Origin of the sequence: Duganella guangzhouensis (genome assembly GCF_009674535.1) — a bacterium.
Lineage (GTDB): Bacteria > Pseudomonadota > Gammaproteobacteria > Burkholderiales > Burkholderiaceae_D > Rugamonas > Rugamonas guangzhouensis.
Map to the genome: position 1 here is coordinate 170,153 of NZ_WKJK01000014.1, position 15,251 is coordinate 185,403.

At 60.7% G+C, this 15,251-nt stretch carries 16 protein-coding genes and 1 rRNA gene; 5 read left to right on the forward strand and 12 right to left on the reverse strand.

Annotated elements, in window-relative coordinates:
- Positions 1–71: 71 nt before the first annotated feature.
- Positions 72–704: a sigma-70 family RNA polymerase sigma factor gene (locus GJ699_RS24200; RefSeq protein WP_154381156.1), complete on the forward strand. Its 633-nt coding sequence runs from the start codon at positions 72–74 to the stop codon at positions 702–704.
- On the opposite strand, the gene GJ699_RS24205 is transcribed toward GJ699_RS24200, so the two are convergent.
- Genes GJ699_RS24205 through GJ699_RS24240 form a run of 8 tightly spaced genes read right to left on the reverse strand, consistent with a single transcriptional unit; the run spans position 705 to position 8,297 of the window.
- Positions 705–1,469: a glutaminyl-peptide cyclotransferase gene (locus GJ699_RS24205; protein ID WP_371867655.1), complete on the reverse strand. Its 765-nt coding sequence runs from the start codon at positions 1,467–1,469 to the stop codon at positions 705–707.
- Entirely contained in the window at positions 1,469–2,194 is a 726-nt protein-coding gene (locus tag GJ699_RS24210; RefSeq protein WP_154381158.1) for a hypothetical protein, read from the reverse strand. Before GJ699_RS24210 ends, GJ699_RS24205 begins: the two co-directional genes overlap by 1 nt.
- 49 nt (positions 2,195–2,243) lie before the next feature.
- Positions 2,244–3,005, reverse strand: coding sequence for a uroporphyrinogen-III C-methyltransferase (cobA, locus tag GJ699_RS24215; RefSeq protein ID WP_154381160.1), 762 nt, complete (start codon positions 3,003–3,005; stop codon positions 2,244–2,246).
- Positions 3,006–3,057: 52 nt separating this feature from the next.
- Positions 3,058–4,350, reverse strand: coding sequence for a sulfate adenylyltransferase subunit 1 (locus GJ699_RS24220; RefSeq protein WP_154381162.1), 1,293 nt, complete (start codon positions 4,348–4,350; stop codon positions 3,058–3,060).
- Positions 4,350–5,279 carry a sulfate adenylyltransferase subunit CysD gene (cysD, locus tag GJ699_RS24225; protein WP_154381164.1) on the reverse strand — a complete coding sequence of 310 codons (930 nt, stop codon included), beginning with the start codon at positions 5,277–5,279 and terminating at the stop codon, positions 4,350–4,352. The genes GJ699_RS24220 and cysD overlap by 1 nt, the downstream gene beginning before the upstream one ends.
- A gap of 11 nt (positions 5,280–5,290) precedes the next feature.
- The gene (locus GJ699_RS24230; RefSeq protein WP_154381166.1) at positions 5,291–6,019 is read right to left on the reverse strand and encodes a phosphoadenylyl-sulfate reductase; all 729 of its coding nucleotides are present in this window, start codon (positions 6,017–6,019) and stop codon (positions 5,291–5,293) included.
- A 12-nt stretch (positions 6,020–6,031) separates the two neighbouring features.
- Positions 6,032–6,616 carry a DUF934 domain-containing protein gene (locus GJ699_RS24235; RefSeq protein ID WP_371867656.1) on the reverse strand — a complete coding sequence of 195 codons (585 nt, stop codon included), beginning with the start codon at positions 6,614–6,616 and terminating at the stop codon, positions 6,032–6,034.
- Complete coding sequence (locus GJ699_RS24240; RefSeq protein ID WP_154381170.1) at positions 6,603–8,297, reverse strand: nitrite/sulfite reductase; 1,695 nt, start codon at positions 8,295–8,297, stop codon at positions 6,603–6,605. The genes GJ699_RS24235 and GJ699_RS24240 overlap by 14 nt, the downstream gene beginning before the upstream one ends.
- 155 nt (positions 8,298–8,452) lie before the next feature.
- Here GJ699_RS24240 and GJ699_RS24245 point away from each other — a divergent pair, with 155 nt between their 5' ends.
- The 3 genes from GJ699_RS24245 (at position 8,453) to GJ699_RS24255 (ending at position 11,277) form a co-directional block, all read left to right on the forward strand.
- Positions 8,453–9,394 (forward strand): CysB family HTH-type transcriptional regulator, encoded by a 942-nt coding sequence (locus GJ699_RS24245; RefSeq protein ID WP_154381172.1) that lies wholly within the window; start codon positions 8,453–8,455, stop codon positions 9,392–9,394.
- Positions 9,395–9,413: 19 nt separating this feature from the next.
- Positions 9,414–10,064, forward strand: coding sequence for a class I SAM-dependent methyltransferase (locus GJ699_RS24250; RefSeq protein ID WP_154381174.1), 651 nt, complete (start codon positions 9,414–9,416; stop codon positions 10,062–10,064).
- Between the two features lie 127 nt (positions 10,065–10,191).
- The gene (locus GJ699_RS24255) at positions 10,192–11,277 is read left to right on the forward strand and encodes a porin (RefSeq protein ID WP_443093241.1); all 1,086 of its coding nucleotides are present in this window, start codon (positions 10,192–10,194) and stop codon (positions 11,275–11,277) included.
- Positions 11,278–11,283: 6 nt separating this feature from the next.
- Here GJ699_RS24255 and GJ699_RS24260 read toward each other — a convergent pair whose 3' ends face one another.
- The 4 genes from GJ699_RS24260 to GJ699_RS24275 all read right to left on the reverse strand — a co-directional run bounded on the left by GJ699_RS24260 (position 11,284) and on the right by GJ699_RS24275 (position 14,935).
- Positions 11,284–12,435 carry a PAS domain-containing sensor histidine kinase gene (locus tag GJ699_RS24260; protein WP_154381176.1) on the reverse strand — a complete coding sequence of 384 codons (1,152 nt, stop codon included), beginning with the start codon at positions 12,433–12,435 and terminating at the stop codon, positions 11,284–11,286.
- A 102-nt stretch (positions 12,436–12,537) separates the two neighbouring features.
- A complete protein-coding gene (locus GJ699_RS24265; RefSeq protein ID WP_154381178.1) occupies positions 12,538–13,320 on the reverse strand; it encodes a LytR/AlgR family response regulator transcription factor in 783 nt (260 codons plus the stop codon).
- A 69-nt stretch (positions 13,321–13,389) separates the two neighbouring features.
- Positions 13,390–14,706 (reverse strand): sensor histidine kinase, encoded by a 1,317-nt coding sequence (locus tag GJ699_RS24270; RefSeq protein ID WP_154381180.1) that lies wholly within the window; start codon positions 14,704–14,706, stop codon positions 13,390–13,392.
- Positions 14,707–14,737: 31 nt separating this feature from the next.
- On the reverse strand, positions 14,738–14,935 hold the full coding sequence (locus GJ699_RS24275) for a hypothetical protein (RefSeq protein ID WP_154381182.1): 198 nt from the start codon (positions 14,933–14,935) through the stop codon (positions 14,738–14,740).
- A gap of 200 nt (positions 14,936–15,135) precedes the next feature.
- Here GJ699_RS24275 and GJ699_RS24280 point away from each other — a divergent pair.
- A 16S ribosomal RNA gene (locus GJ699_RS24280) occupies positions 15,136–15,251 on the forward strand; the annotation flags it as partial.

The window sequence follows — 15,251 nt, forward strand, 5'->3', positions numbered from 1 at the left end:
ATCGCCGCCGGCTGTCACATCCTGCCGCCGCCAAACGTCAAGTGGCACTACCACCGCCAGAGGAGATCACTATGGATGCATTCGAGCAGTTGCGCCCGCGCCTGAAGGCGATCAGCTTGCGCATTGTCGGCAGCGAGGCGGAGGCCGAGGACGTGGTCCAGGATTGCTTCTTCAAGTGGCGCGTTGCCGAGCAGGCGGCGCTGCTGACGCCAGCGGCGTGGCTGACCACCGTGGTGCAACACCAGTCGATAGATCGGTTGCGCCAGCGGGCGCGCGAGGCGCTGGCGCTGCAGGCGGCAGCCGGGGGCGAGGGCGTGCCGATTGCATTGGCCGCGCAGCCGGAAGATGCGCTGCTGCGGCGCGCCGAGGTGGCGGAAGCGCTGGCGTGCTTGCTGGCCTGTCTGTCGCCCGCCGAGCGGCTGGCGCTGGTGCTGCACGAGGTGCTGGAATGCGACCATGCCGATATCGCGGCGGCGCTGGGCATCACGGTCGCCAACGCGCGCCAGCATCTGTCGCGCGCGCGCCGACGACTGCGTGAGCGGGCGGCCGAGGCGCTGAGAGAGGAAAAGCTGAACCGTGAGTTGGTGCGCCGCTTCCAGGCCGCCATCAACAGCCGGGACGTGCCGGCCGTGGTGACGCTGCTGACCGACGCGCAGCCGCTGGCCGTGTGCGCCAACGATGCCTGCTACGCATTGGCGGCGTAGTTATTTGCGCGGGATGATTTTGACTTCGTAAATTTTCGGCCACAGCTTGCCGGTGACGAACAGGCGTTTTTTCTCGGCGTCGTAGGCGATGCCGTTCATGACATTTTCTGCGTTCGGGCCTTTGCCGGCATCCGGATACAGCTTGCCGAAATCGATCCAGCCGACGATCTTGCCGCTGGCCGGATCAATGCGCGCGATGGTGTTGGTGTGCCAGATGTTGGCGTAGATTTCACCTTCCACCACTTCCAGTTCATTCAACTGGTCGACCGCGATGCCGTCCGCCGTCACCTTCACGCGGCGCACTTCAAGGAAGGTCTTGGGATCGAGGAAGCGCAGCGTCGAGGTGCCGTCGCTCATCACCAGTTCCTTGCCGTTCTGCGCCAGGCCCCAGCCTTCACCCGGATACGAGAACTGACTCTTGAATTCAAACGTCTTCAAATCGAACACAAAGCCGGTCTGAGTTTGCCAGGTCAGATTGACCAGCGTATCGCCCCAGGCGGTCAGTCCCTCGCCAAAGTACTGCGACGGGATGTCCTTGGTCTGCAGCACCTTGCCGCTGGCCAGATCCACCTTGCGGATCGACGATTTGCCGTTCAGGCCCGTGCTCTCGTACAGGAAGCCATCGCGGTACAGCAGACCTTCAGTGAAGGCTTGCGTGTCATGCGGATAGCTGTGCACCACTTTGAAATCGGCGGTAGGAACGGCCGCGTAGGCCGAAGGAAGCAGGGCAGAGAGGAGGAGGGCTTGAGCGTAATACTTGTTCACTATGCAGTCACCGAATTTTGGAGTTCAACCATGGCGTCCAGCGTGGTACCGGGATTATCCAGTTCCGCTTGCACGCAGGCGCGGGCTTCGGGCGCCTGCACCAGGTTGACGGCCTGCTGGCGCGCGCGCTCCGCCGCAGCAGTATCGCCGCAGCCGTCCAGCAAGTCCAGTACCAAAGCGACTTCGGTGATGTAATTGAAAACGTCCGCCAACATTTCGGCCATGCCGTCATGCGTCAGCACGTTGATGTGACTCTTCAGTTCATTCAGATGCGCCGCGGCGTCGGCCAGATGCTGTTCCGGATACGGCAGATAGCGCCGTGCCAGCGCGTAGTCCTCGCAGGCCACCAGCGCCGACAGCGCGACCGGGGCGACATGCTGCGCCAGCGTTTCCGGCAGCTGCTGGAACAGGTGATGCGTGTTTTGCAAGTCGCCCAACTTGGTGTTGATGACGCGGATGTCGTTGAACAGCGCAGCATCGGTCGGCTGGGCCAGCAGCTGTGCGGTCAGGCGGTCGCGCAGCGCCACCAGCGCGTGGCGTGCCGGCAGATAGTCTCCCGCAAGCTTGGCCCAGGACGACAACACATAGGAAAGGCGCAGCGGCGCGGTGTCGTCGCTGGTGGCGCTGGCGTCGAACAGCCAGCTGTAGTCGTTCAGGGCAGCTTCAAATTCGCCAGCCGCGTGGGCGTTCCAGGCGCGGTCCAGCACGTCGTGCACAGTGTCCATCACTACCTCTTGTGGTCGGATTGGACATTCTAGTACGGAATGGCGAAATTCAGTCGCGGATTTGGGCGGCTATTGTGCTGCTAATTACTGTATCGACGGCTTGCAGGGGACGGGCGCGCATCGCTTCGCCTATCATCACCAGCACCGGGCCGTGTGGCGTGCCCAAGCCCTGGGTCAGGGCGGCGATGTCCATGCGGATGATTTGCTGGTCGGCGCGGCTGACGTTTTCGATCACCACCACCGGCGTATCCGGCTGGTGGCCGTGCGCCAGCAGGCGCTCGGCGGTGGCGATGGCTTCGCGGCCGCCCATGTACTGAACCAGGGTGTCGGTTTCGGGAATGGCGTCGTGGTCCGAGTGTTCGGCCGCAGTGGAAGAGGTGAAGAAGGCCACGCTGCGCGCCACGCCGCGCTTGGTCAGCGGTTGTTTGGTGGCGGCGGCGGCGGCGACGGCGGTGGTGATGCCGGGGACGATGTCGACTTCGATGCCATGTTCTTCCAGCGCGCGCAATTCTTCATCGGCGCGGCCGAACAGCATTGGATCGCCGCCTTTGAGGCGTACCACCAGTTTGGCGCGGGCTGCGGATTCGATCAGCTGCTGGTTGATGACTTGTTGCGCCACCGAGCGTTGACCGCTGCGTTTGCCGACCGGGATTTTCTCGGCCTGCGGGCACAGTTCCAGCATTTCAGGCGTCACCAGCGCGTCGTGCAGCACGATGTCGGCTTGCGCCAGCAGGCGCGCGCCGCGCAGGGTGATCAAGTCCTGGGCGCCGGGACCGGCACCGATCAAATACACTTTCCCGTAGGCTGACATCTTGTTCTCTCGTTGGCTGAGTCCTCCCGCGCGGGCGGGAGGACCGGGGCGATTACAGGCGAATCATACCCGCTGCAACGGTTTGGTGGGTAACTTCATCGATCAGGATGAAGGCGCCGGTGGCGCGGATGTCGCTGTAGGCGTCGGCCGCCAGCGGTTGTTGCACGGCCAGCTCGATGGTGGCGATATCGTTCAGCTTCAGGCCTTCGGCGCTGTGGCGCTGCTGGGTGTTGATGTCCAACAGCGACTCAATCGCCTTGACCTTGGCCGAGGTCTGCTTGGTGCCGTGCTTGATCCAGTACTTGCGGCGCACGTCCAGCGGTTCGTCCGACATCCAGCACACGTCAGCCTTCAGCTGTTTCAGTTGGGCGGCAGGACGGTCAGCGCTGGCCAGCAGATCGCCGCGCGAGATATCCAGGTACTCATCCAGCAGCAGCGTGATCGACTGACCCACCACCGCCGACTGATGCGAACCTTCCAGCGTGACGATGTCCTTGACGGTCGCGCTCTGGCCCGAAGGCTGCACCACCAGCTTGTCGCCCACCGACACCTTGCCGGCTTCGATACGGCCCATGTAGCCGCGGAAGTCGTTGGCTTCGTGGCCGTTGTGACGTGCCACCAGCTGCACCGGGAAGCGGAACGGCGCGTCGTGCGACTCGTCGTACACCGACAGCGATTCCAGCAGCTCGATCAGGGTTGGGCCTTGATACCAGCCCAGCTTCTCGCTCTTGTCCACCACGTTGTCGCCGGTCAGTGCCGACAGCGGGATCGGGGTGATGTGCTTCAGGCCCAGCGTAGCTGCGAATTCGCCGTAAGCTTTGACGATGCGGTCGTAGATATCCTGGCTGTAGTCCACCAGGTCCATCTTGTTGACGGCCACGATCACGTGCTCGATCTGCAGCAGGTGGGCGATGGTCGAGTGACGCTTGGTCTGGATCAGCAGATCAACGCCGCCATCTTCGCGCAGCTTCACTTTCGACACGTCCACCAGGATGATCACGGCATCGGCGGTCGAAGCGCCGGTCACCATGTTACGGGTGTACTGCTCGTGGCCCGGGGTGTCGGCGATGATGAATTTGCGTTTCGGCGTGGCGAAATAGCGGTAGGCCACGTCGATGGTGATGCCTTGCTCACGCTCGGCCTCCAGGCCGTCGGTCAGCAGCGACAGGTCGACGGTGTCGCCCACGGTGCGTTTGTGCTTGGAGCGCGACATGGCGTCCAGCTGGTCGGCGAAGATGCCTTTGCTGTCGAACAGCAGGCGGCCGATCAGGGTGGATTTGCCGTCGTCGACGGAGCCGGCGGTGATAAAACGGAGCAAACCGCGTTCGTTCGTATTCGTAGTCATTAGAAGTAACCTGCTTTTTTACGTTTTTCCATCGAAGCTTCGGACGTCTGGTCGTCCATGCGGGTGGCGCCGCGTTCGGTCACCTGGGTGATCGCGGTTTCAGCGATGATCTGCTCCAGCGTCACGGCGTCCGAAGACACCGGGCAGGTGCAGGAGATATCGCCCACGGTACGGAAGCGCACCACTTGCTTTTCGACGGTTTCGCCTTCGCGCGGCGGGGTCAGATCGGTCAGCGGCACCAGCAGGCCGTTGCGCGGAATGACTTCACGCTCATGCGCGAAATAGATCGGCGGCAGTTCCAGCTTTTCGCGGGCGATGTACTGCCACACATCCAGCTCGGTCCAGTTCGAGATCGGGAACACGCGCATGTTCTCGCCCGGGTGGACGCGGGTGTTATACAGGTCCCACAGTTCCGGGCGCTGCGATTTCGGGTCCCACTGGCCGAATTCATCGCGGAAGGAGAAAATGCGCTCCTTGGCGCGGGCCTTCTCTTCATCGCGGCGGGCGCCGCCGATGCAGGCGTCGAAGCCATGTTCAGCGATGGTTTCCAGCAGCGTCACCGCCTGTGCGGCGTTGCGCGAATCGGTCTGCGGATTACGCAGGCGCACGGTGCCTTTCTTGATCGAGTCTTCGACCGAACCCACGATCAGGCGCTCGCCCAGTTCGGCCACGCGCTTGTCGCGGAAGGTGATCACTTCCGGGAAGTTGTGGCCGGTGTCGACGTGCACCAGCGGGAACGGGAATTTACCAGGACGGAAAGCCTTCTCCGCGATGCGCAGCAGCACCACCGAGTCTTTACCGCCCGAGAACAGCAGGGCAGGGTTGCTGCATTCGGCAGCGACTTCGCGCATGATGTGGATCGCTTCGGACTCCAAAGCATCGAGGTGGCGCGAGTTCACATGCGCGTTGTTTTCTACTAAAGCGTTCATTTGGATTTCTTTCAAGCTGCGACAGATTTAATGCGTATCAGTTTACCGTCGACGACGTGGAGACCGCACTCTTTCGATTCCGGATTCTCCCACCACCAGCGGCCGGCGCGGACGTCTTCACCTGGCTGGATGGCTCGGGTACATGGCTCGCAGCCGATCGAAGGGTAACCCTGGTCGTGCAGCGCGTTGTACGGCACGCCGTTTTCGCGGATGTAGTTCCAGACATCTTCCTCGGACCAATCGGCCAGCGGATTAAACTTGGTCATGAAGTGGCCCGGATCGTCCTCTTCCACCATCAGCGAACCGCGAGTGGCGGCTTGCGCGCGGCGCTGACCGGTGACCCAGGCTTTCTTGCCCAGCAGGGCGCGGCCCAGCGGTTCCACTTTGCGGATGCGGCAGCATTCCTTGCGCATCTCGACGCTGTCGTAGAACGCGTTCAAGCCGTTCTGCGCGACATACGCGTCCACCGCTTCCGGCTGCGGTTTGTAGACCGCGATGTCGTAGCCGTAGTGCGCTTTCACCTTGCCCAGCATGGCCAGCGTTTCCTGGTGCAGGCGGCCGGTTTCAAGCGAGAAGATGCCGATGTCGTAACCGCCCTTCAGTATCAGGTCGGTCAGCACCATGTCTTCCGCCGCCAGCGAGGAGGCGAAGACGGCCGGGCTAAAATCGCTGGCGATGCGGGACAGCGTGGCGCGCGTGTCCGCAATCAGCTTACTTGCGTCCCTCGTCAGGTCACTCATGTGCTACTCCAATCAGATGCCGGCGCCGTCGTTGTTGGCCGCGGCGGCCACAGGGCGGAGGTGACGGCGGAACAGCGGTACCTTCTGGTCGACCGAAGCCTGGTAGGTTTCGGAGAAGTCGGACAGGCCCTTGAGCGCATCGTGCACGTCGCGGTCCGCGCGCACCGAGTAGGCGTCGAAGCCCACGCGCTGCATCGAGAACAGCTGATCGCGCAGCACGTCGCCGATGGCGCGCAGTTCGCCGCTCCAGCCCAGGCGGGTACGCAGGTTGTAGGCGATCGAGTAACCACGGCCGTCGGTGAATTTGGGGAAGTCAACGGCGATCAGCGGGAACTGGTCGAGCAGACCTTTCAGCGTTTCAGGACGTTCGTCGGAAGCGATCCACACCGCGATCTCGCCGGCGGCGGTGCGCGCCGCCAGCACGTCGCGCTGCGCCAGCCACAGGCTCAGAGGCACGATGAATTTGCCTTCAGGGACGGCCACGGTGGCTGGATCGACAACCGGCGCGCCTTCGACCGGCTCGGCCAGGCGCAGCACCTGCCAATCGTCTTCCACTACCTCACGACCCTTGATAATCAAATGCTTAGACATATTCATCCTCTCCAACCAGACGACCGCCTTTTTCAGTGATCGGCGTGGCGTACACAAATTCCTTGAACGGCGCGACGCCGATGCGCGCCACGCAGGCGGCAAATGACTCGTCCTCAAAACGGTCGCGCAGGTAGACCTGCAGCAGGCGGTCGATCACTTCCGGCATTTGCAGCGCGGAGAACGATGGGCCGATGATCTTGCCGATCGCGGCGTTGTTGCCTTGGGCACCGCCGATCGACACCTGATACCATTCGCTGCCGTCTTTATCCACACCCAGCACGCCGATATTGCCGACGTGGTGGTGGCCGCAGGCGTTGATGCAGCCGGAGATATTCAGTTCGATCTCGCCGATGTCGTGCTGGAAGTCCAGATTGTCGAAACGCTCGGCGATGGCGGCGGCGATTGGCAGCGACTTGGCGTTGGCCAGCGAGCAGAAGTCGCCACCCGGGCAGCAGATCATGTCGGTCAGCAGGCCGATGTTCGGCGTTGCCAGGCCGTGCGCCTTGGCTTCCTGCCACAGCGCGAACAGCTGCGATTGTTCCACGTCGGCCAGCACCACGTTCTGTTCGTGGGTGACGCGCAGTTCGGCAAAGCTGTAGCGGTCCGCCAGATCGGCCATGAAGTCCATCTGCTCGGCGGTGGCGTCGCCCGGCGGCACGCCGGTCTTCTTCAGCGACAGCACCACGGCGGCGTAACCCGGCACTTTATGCGGCTTGACGTTGCGGTTGACCCAGTTGGCGAACGCCTTGTTGCCAGCTTGCGCGGCCACGACGTCGCTGTCTTCCAGCGTCTTGTAGGCCGGCGGCTGGAAGTAGTCGATCACGCGCTGCATCTCTTCCACGGTCAGGGTTTCCGGACCATCTTTCAGGTCGGCCCATTCCTCTTCCACCTGGCGCGAGAATTCCTCGACGCCGATGGCTTTCAGCAGAATCTTGATACGTGCCTTGTACTTGTTGTCGCGGCGGCCGTACTGGTTATACACGCGCATCACGGCTTCGGTGTAGGTCAGCAGGTGTTGCCACGGCAGGAATTCGCGGATCACGCTGCCGATGATCGGGGTGCGGCCCATACCGCCGCCCGCCATGAACTTGAAGCCGATTTCGCCGGCCTCATTGCGCACCACGGTCAGGCCGATGTCGTGAATCGCGATCGCGGCGCGGTCTTCGACGGCGCCGTTGATCGCCACTTTGAATTTACGCGGCAGCGCGATGAATTCAGGGTGGAAGGTCGACCACTGGCGCAGCACCTCGGCGTACGGACGCGGATCGATGATCTCGTCGGCTGCAACGCCGGCGTACGGATCGGAGGTGGTGTTGCGGATGCAGTTGCCCGAGGTCTGGATGGCGTGCATCTCCACCGAGGCCAGATCGCTCAGGATGTCCGGGGTCTGTTCCAGCTCAACCCAGTTAAACTGGATGTTTTGACGGGTGGTGAAGTGGCCATAGCCGCGGTCGTACTTGCGGGCGATATGGGCAAACATGCGCATTTGCTTGCTTGCCAACAAACCGTACGGTACGGCAATCCGCAGCATGTAGGCGTGACGTTGCATGTACAGGCCGTTTTGCAGACGCAATGGCAGAAATTCGGCTTCGGTCAGCTCATCAGCCAGGCGACGGCGCACTTGGTCCCGGTACTGGGCAATGCGTTCACGGATGATGAGGTGGTCAAATTGGTCGTACTGATACATAGATATATTCTTCCTGGATAGTCACTGATTCCCCAAACTAGCGCTAATAGTAATAAACTTCGTCTTTATTCCATACGACTTAGTCTTTATTTGCTTATATAAGGATTGGGCATAAGCATGGACGCTAATAATTTTAAGATGGGCCAAGACCTGCAATGAACCTTCACCAACTGCGCTTTGTGCGCGAAGCAGTACGCCAGAACTACAATCTGACCGACGCCGCCAAGGCGCTGTTTACCTCGCAGCCGGGGGTGTCGAAAGCCATTATCGAGCTGGAAGAGGAGTTGGGCGTGGATATCTTCACGCGCCACGGCAAGCGCATCCGTGGCCTGACCGAGCCCGGCCGGCTGGTGCTGGAGTCGGTGGAACTGATTATGCAGGAAATCGACAGCTTGAAGCGCATCGGCAAGGAATACGCGGCCCAGGACAGTGGCAGTTTCACCATCGCCACCACCCACACCCAGGCCCGCTACACCTTGCCCAAGGTGGTGCAGGCCTTTATGCAGAAGTTCCCCAAAGTAAGGTTGTCTTTATTGCAGGGGAATCCGCAGCAGATCGCCGAGATGGTGCAGCGCGACCAGGCCGACCTGTGCATCGCCACCGAATCGATTGCCGGCGTCAACGGGCTGGTCACCTTGCCATGTTACCAATGGGAGCATGTGGTGGTGGTGCCGCCCGACCATCCGCTGCTGCGCACGCGCCAGCCGACGCTGGAAGAGATCGCGGCTTTCCCGATCATCACGTATGATGGCGCCTTCGCCGGCCGCAGCAAGATCGATCACGCCTTCTCGCTGCGCGGCCTGAAGTTGGACGTGCTGCTGGAAGCCATCGATGCCGACGTCATCAAGACTTATGTCGAACTCGGCATGGGGATTGGTATCATAGCGGGCATGGCCTTTGACGCCGAGCGCGACAAGAACCTGCGGGCCATCCCGGTCGGCTACCTGTTCGGCATGAACGTGTCGCGGGTGGCGATCAAGCAGGGCGCTTACCTGCGCAGCTATATCTACACCTTTATCGAACTGCTGGCCCCTACGCTCAACCGCAAGTTGATCGAGCAGGCCATGAGCGGCGAAAAAGAGAATTACGAACTATAAATATACAGAAAGCATCACCATGATTACCAATCAGTTGACACAATATTACGCCGTCAACGCCGACAACTATGACCAGATCTACGCCGACGAGGCACGTTTCGACGATCTGGACGATCTGCAGGAAATGGTCGCCGAGCTGTTCCAGGACCACAAGGTGCTAGAGTTGGGCTGCGGCACCGCCTACTGGACCGACCTGATTTCGGAGACCGCCGAATCGGTCTACGCCACCGATATTTCGCAGGAAATGCTGGATCTGGCCGAAACCCGTGGCCTGGACGAAGACGTTGTCACCTTCGGCCAGCTGGACGCCTTCAACCTGCCGGACGGCATGGAAGGCGAGTACACGGCCGTATTTATCGGCAACCTGTGGCGCCATGTGCGCCGCGAAGAGCAGGAAAAATACCTGAAGACGCTGCGCGCCAAGCTGGGCAAGGACGTGCTGCTGGTGGTGCTGGACGAATCGATGGTGGACGGCGTCACCGTGATCGCCCGCACCGATGCCGAAGGCAATACCTTCGAATTCCTCACCGCCGACGATGGTCAGCGCTATGAAATCATGCGCAATTACATGACCGACAGCACGCTGCGCAAGCGTTTTGCCAACCACGCCAAGCAGATCCGCGTCGAGCGCCTGCAGTATTACTATTTGCTGAGCTGCAAACTGAAGTAAGTTTTTCTCAACTTGATGTTGATTTACAACAAATGGTCGTTGTCACATTGTTGAAGTAATTGATAGGCATGATCTCGGCCGTAGATCAAACCTGCATCTTTCTTCAACCTCATGTAGAGAACATCAAGTGAAAAAACTTACTCTGGTAGCAATGATCATTGGCGGCTTCGCAGCGCAAGCCCAGGCTCAATCGAACGTGACCATCTACGGTCTGGTGGATGCCGGTATCGTGAGCGAGCGCGGCGGCTCGGCTGGCAACGTGACCAAAGTCACCAGCGGTATCGGCGGCCAGTCCCGTCTGGGCTTCAAAGGCACCGAAGATCTGGGTAACGGCCTGTCGGCCATCTTCCAGCTGGAAACCGGCTTCAAAGCCGACGACGGCACCCTGGACAGCACCAACACCATCTTCAACCGTCAAGCCTTCGTCGGCCTGAAATCGAAAGATGCCGGTCAGCTGACCATCGGCCGTCAGTACACCCCACTGTACCTGGCACAAAGCCAAGTGGCTGACCCATTCGGCGCCGGCTACGCTGGTTCGATCAAAAACCTGTTCCCATCGGCTGGCGCCAACACCCGCGTCAGCAACGCGCTGGTGTACTCGACCCCAACCGTGGAAGGCTTCAGCGCCGACGCCCTGTACGCGCTGGGCGAGCAAGCTGGCAGCACCACCGCCGGCCGTCAGTTCGGTCTGGGCCTGAACTACGCCCAAGGCCCGCTGAACGCGCGTCTGGTGTACAACAACAAGAACAACGACACCGCGGCCACCAGCACCACCGCCGCCAAGATCCAGGACACCGGCCGTAACACCATGTTCGCCGCCAACTACGACTTCCAGGTTGTTAAAGCCTACTTCGCCTACGGCGCGGACAAGGGCGTGAACAGCGCTGTGCTGCCAACCGCCAACGCCTTCGGCTACACCGTGGCGCCTAAAGCCTCGACCGACAGCAACGACCTGCTGGTTGGCGCGCAAATCCCGGCCGGCAACGGTATCGTGATGGCTTCGTACATCCGCAAAAACGACAAGACCGTCAACAACCAGGACGCCGATCAGTGGGCACTGGGCTACCTGTACAACCTGTCGAAACGCACCGGCGTGTACGTGGCTTACGCCAAGATCAAGAACAAGAACGGCGCTGGCTACACCGTTGGTAACAACAACGAAGCCGGTACTGGCGACAAGGCCTTCAATGCTGGCCTGCGTCACTCGTTCTAAGCTGGTCTAGGCAGTTTCAGGCGGCAGCGGCAGGCGGATCATGATCCGCGTGCCGTTGTCGCTGACAATAGCGATCTCGCCATGCAGTGCCCAGACGCGTTCGCGCATCCCGATCAGGCCGAAGGACGAAGCTTTGTCCATATCCTTTTCGGCGATGCCGCGGCCGTCGTCATGGATGGTCAGGTGCAAGGCTGCATCCTTGCGGTATAGCGACAGCGTCACCTTGCCGGCCTCGGCGTGGCGGGCGATGTTGGTCAGCGCTTCCTGCGCGATGCGAAAGATGGCCGTGCTGTAAGCATCATCCAGTGTTAAATCCTCTTCATTGGCGTCCAGCGTGCAAGCGATGTTGTTGCGCGTGACGAACTCCTGGCGCAGGCTCTCCAGCGCAAAATACAAGCCTCCCTCATCCAGTGCGCGCGGCCGCAGATTGCCGGCGATGCGGCGCAGCGACGTGATCGCGGTCATCAGCAGTTCATCCATGCCGGCTTGCAGCTTGCGGGCGGCCGCATTATTGCCGGTGTGTCGCTGCAACAGCGCCAGGTCGCCACGCAGCGTGGCCAGTAGTTGGCCCAGATCGTCGTGCAGCTCGCGCGCGATGTGCTTGCGTTCTTCCTCGCGAATGGTTTGCAGCGCCGCCGACAGTTCGCGCAGCTGCGAATACGATTGCTCCAGCTGTTCCTGCACCTGCTTGCGCTCGGTGATGTCGCGCAGGATGATGGTGTAGATGCGCTGGCCATTCTCGCTCAGCGAGGAAATCGAGCCTTCCAGCGGAAAGTGCTGGCCACCGGCGCGGATGCCGGTCACCGCGTAGTCGCTGGTGCGCCGGCCCTTCATGCGCATGCGGATGCCGGTGTTGCCGAAGTATTGCGTGGCATGGCTATCGTTGCTCTGGCGCTGGTCGGCCGGGATGAATTGCCGCAGTGGTGCGCCTTGCATGGCTTGTACCGTAGTGCCGAACATCGCGGCCGCTGATGGATTGACCTGCAGGATGTGCTGATGCTCATCGGTGGAGATGATGGCGTCGTTGGCGTGCTGGATGATGCCGCGACTGCGCTTGATGGCGGCGGCGCTGCGCGCGCATTGCCAGCCCAGGCGCCAGGATAGGCGGCTGGTTGCCGTCAACATGGTCAACAGCAGTAGAGGTCGGATTGGATTCATGGGTTTCTCCCGGCGGCTGGGGCGCCGCAAGGAGAAACACTAGATCAGATATGGCAGGGCGAAGTTGATGTGACTCAGGCTAACCTCAGGCTAACCTCAGGCTTACATCTGCTTGAACAGATGCAGGAAGCTGCGGCTGACTTCCAGCTTTTCCGAGCGGCCCTTGATCATCACCAGGTGGCGGCCACGGATGTCGCGCGTCACGCCTTCGATGGCGTTGACGTTGACCAGCGTAGCGCGGTGGATTTGCCAGAACAGCGCCGGGTCCAGCTCGTCGGCCAGGTCGCGCACTGGTTTGCGGATCAGCGCCTCGTATTTCTCGGTCTGCACACAGGTGTATTTTTCGTCGGAGCGGAAGAACAGGATTTCTTCGACCGGAATCATGCGCAAGTCCTGGCCGATGCTGGCCTGTATCCATTGCAGGAAGTTGGGCTTGGGGGCGGAAATCTTTTCGGTCAGCTGGGCCAGCATGGCGGTGACGCTGGCGTTGACGTCAACGGCGGCGCCGGCGCCGGCGCTGGCCGACTTGCTCAGACGGCCTTTGAGGCGCTCGACCGTGATCTGCAGGCGCTCCGGCTCGGGCGGTTTCAGCACGTAGTCGATGGCGCCGCGCTCGAAAGCTTCCACCGCGTAGGCATCGTAGGCGGTGACGAATACGATGTGGCTCTTGTTGCCAATCTCGGCGGCGGCTTCCATGCCGGTCTTGCCCGGCATGCGGATGTCGAGGAAGGTGAAGTCGGGCTTCAATTGGTCGACCAGCTCGATGGCTTCATCGCCGTTCTTGGCTTCGCCAATGATGTCCAGCTCGGGCCAGACCTGGCCCAGGCGCATGCGCAACTGGTCGCGCATCAAACGTTCGTCATCTGCAATGATTGCTGTAGGCATTGTGATCGGGTGTGTAATGTTAATTAATCAATCAATTATTCAACGAATTGGCGCAAGAATCAATCGTTGTTATTTGGCCGCCTGTTTGGCCAGCTGATAGGGCACCTCAATGGTGACAATCACGCCGCTCGGGCTGTTGGCGGCGATGAGCAGCTGGGCCTGCTCGCCATGCAGCAGTTTCAGGCGTTCACGGATGTTGGTCAGGCCCAGGCCGGTACCGTCGCTGGGCTTGGCGCCGAAGCCGAGGCCGGTGTCGCTGACAATCACGCGCAGCTTGTTGTGGGCGACGTCGGCGCGCACCCTCAGCAGGCCGCCTTCAGGTTTGCCTTCCAGCCCGTGCTTGATGGCGTTTTCCACCATCGACTGCAGCATCATCGGTGGGAAGGCGGCGGTGCGCAGGCCGTCCGGCACGTCGAATTCCACCGTCAGGCGTTCTTCCATGCGCATTTTCAGCAGGTTCAGATAGGCTTCGACCATGTCGGCTTCACGGCCGAGGTTGGTGATCAGCGAGCTGTCGCGCATCTGCGGCAGCACCGCGCGCAGGTATTTAATCAGGCTGCGCTGCATGGCCGAGGCGCGTGGCGGGTCGGTTTCAATCAGATGCTCGACCGAGGCCAGAGTGTTGAACAGGAAGTGCGGCTCGACTTGGGCTTGCATCATCTGCATCTTGGCTTCGCTGAGCTGGCGCTGCATGGATTCGCGTTCGGCGGCGGCGTTGGCGGTCTGGGTTTCGGCTTCGGCGCGTTTTTTGCTGCCCATCAGCGCCTTGGTGCCAAACAGGAACAGCACCAGCAACGTGATGAAACTTTTGAACCAGGTGGACGCCTGGCCGTGGTAACGCGCCACTTTCTGTTCGGCCGCGTCGTCAACCGCTTCTTCAATCGCGTTGGACAGTTCTTCACCGATCTGCGGCGGCAGGTCGATGTGGACCTCATCGCCCGGCAGCGAGGGCAGGGCGGGCACCGAAGCCGCGCCAGTCTTGCCGGATTTGGTGGTGGCGGCAGGGGTTTCGGGCGCGGCGGGGGCGGCTGGTGCTTCCGGCGACTCCGGTGCTTCCGGGGCGGCGACGGGTGCCGAGCTGTCTTCGCTGTTTTTGTTGCGCAGTTTTCCGCGCGGGTTGAAGTGAATGCCGCTGTCGTCGATCAGGATGTTGCTGTCGGCACCTTTGCGCTTGCCGTGGCTGTTGTGCTGCACCTCTTCCTGTGCCGGGTTCGACGAGAATAGTTCGTCCTGCAGGATGCCGCCGGCAATCATTGTCAGAACCGCAAACACCAGGAACTTCCACCAGGACAGTTGGGTAACCCAGGTCACAACCACGTCGAAACTGCGATGCAGCACGCCGCCGGCGGTTTTTAGTGTGTCTTGCACTTTAGGCGTAGGAAACATGAACGGCTTTCACTTTTAACATGAGGCAAGTTTAACGAGCAACGCGCGCCAGCGCCATGCGATTGCGACAGTCTGCAAGAAACAGGGAGTGGGCGGCACGCAGACGGGAACTGCTTGCCAAACCCACCGAAGGTTTGCTATAGTTCGGTCCCTCGCGAAACGCAGTGTCGAAAATCAAACGATGCAGCGAAATAAACGAGGGGTTGACGAGATAAATCAAATGCTTCATAATCTCGCTTCTTCGCTGATGAACAAAACGATTCAACAGCAAGCAACACAAGATCTTTAAAAATTTACAGTCGATAAATGTGGGCGTTTGATGCTGCAACAAAAAGCATTAAATGCTCAACAAAGAAATATTCAGTAGAAATACTGTCAGTATTTTGAGAAGAGCGAACCATACCGGTAACACGGTATAAAACAGAGATTAAACTAAAGAGTTTGATCCTGGCTCAGATTGAACGCTGGCGGCATGCCTTACACATGCAAGTCGAACGGCAGCGCGGGGCAACCTGGCGGCGAGTGGCGAACGGGTGAGTAATATA

Bases quoted from the DNA above. Each gene is read 5' to 3' on its own strand.
- cobA (WP_154381160.1), bottom strand. From the start codon at position 3,005: ATGTCAGCCTACGGGAAAGTGTATTTGATCGGTGCCGGTCCCGGCGCC.
- GJ699_RS24200 (WP_154381156.1), top strand. From the start codon at position 72: ATGGATGCATTCGAGCAGTTGCGCCCGCGCCTGAAGGCGATCAGCTTG.
- GJ699_RS24230 (WP_154381166.1), bottom strand. From the start codon at position 6,019: ATGAGTGACCTGACGAGGGACGCAAGTAAGCTGATTGCGGACACGCGC.
- GJ699_RS24210 (WP_154381158.1), bottom strand. From the start codon at position 2,194: ATGGACACTGTGCACGACGTGCTGGACCGCGCCTGGAACGCCCACGCG.
- GJ699_RS24265 (WP_154381178.1), bottom strand. From the start codon at position 13,320: ATGCCTACAGCAATCATTGCAGATGACGAACGTTTGATGCGCGACCAG.
- GJ699_RS24250 (WP_154381174.1), top strand. From the start codon at position 9,414: ATGATTACCAATCAGTTGACACAATATTACGCCGTCAACGCCGACAAC.
- GJ699_RS24270 (WP_154381180.1), bottom strand. From the start codon at position 14,706: ATGTTTCCTACGCCTAAAGTGCAAGACACACTAAAAACCGCCGGCGGC.
- GJ699_RS24240 (WP_154381170.1), bottom strand. From the start codon at position 8,297: ATGTATCAGTACGACCAATTTGACCACCTCATCATCCGTGAACGCATT.
- GJ699_RS24235 (WP_371867656.1), bottom strand. From the start codon at position 6,616: ATGAATATGTCTAAGCATTTGATTATCAAGGGTCGTGAGGTAGTGGAA.
- GJ699_RS24220 (WP_154381162.1), bottom strand. From the start codon at position 4,350: ATGACTACGAATACGAACGAACGCGGTTTGCTCCGTTTTATCACCGCC.
- GJ699_RS24275 (WP_154381182.1), bottom strand. From the start codon at position 14,935: ATGAAGCATTTGATTTATCTCGTCAACCCCTCGTTTATTTCGCTGCAT.
- GJ699_RS24260 (WP_154381176.1), bottom strand. From the start codon at position 12,435: ATGAATCCAATCCGACCTCTACTGCTGTTGACCATGTTGACGGCAACC.
- cysD (WP_154381164.1), bottom strand. From the start codon at position 5,279: ATGAACGCTTTAGTAGAAAACAACGCGCATGTGAACTCGCGCCACCTC.
- GJ699_RS24245 (WP_154381172.1), top strand. From the start codon at position 8,453: ATGAACCTTCACCAACTGCGCTTTGTGCGCGAAGCAGTACGCCAGAAC.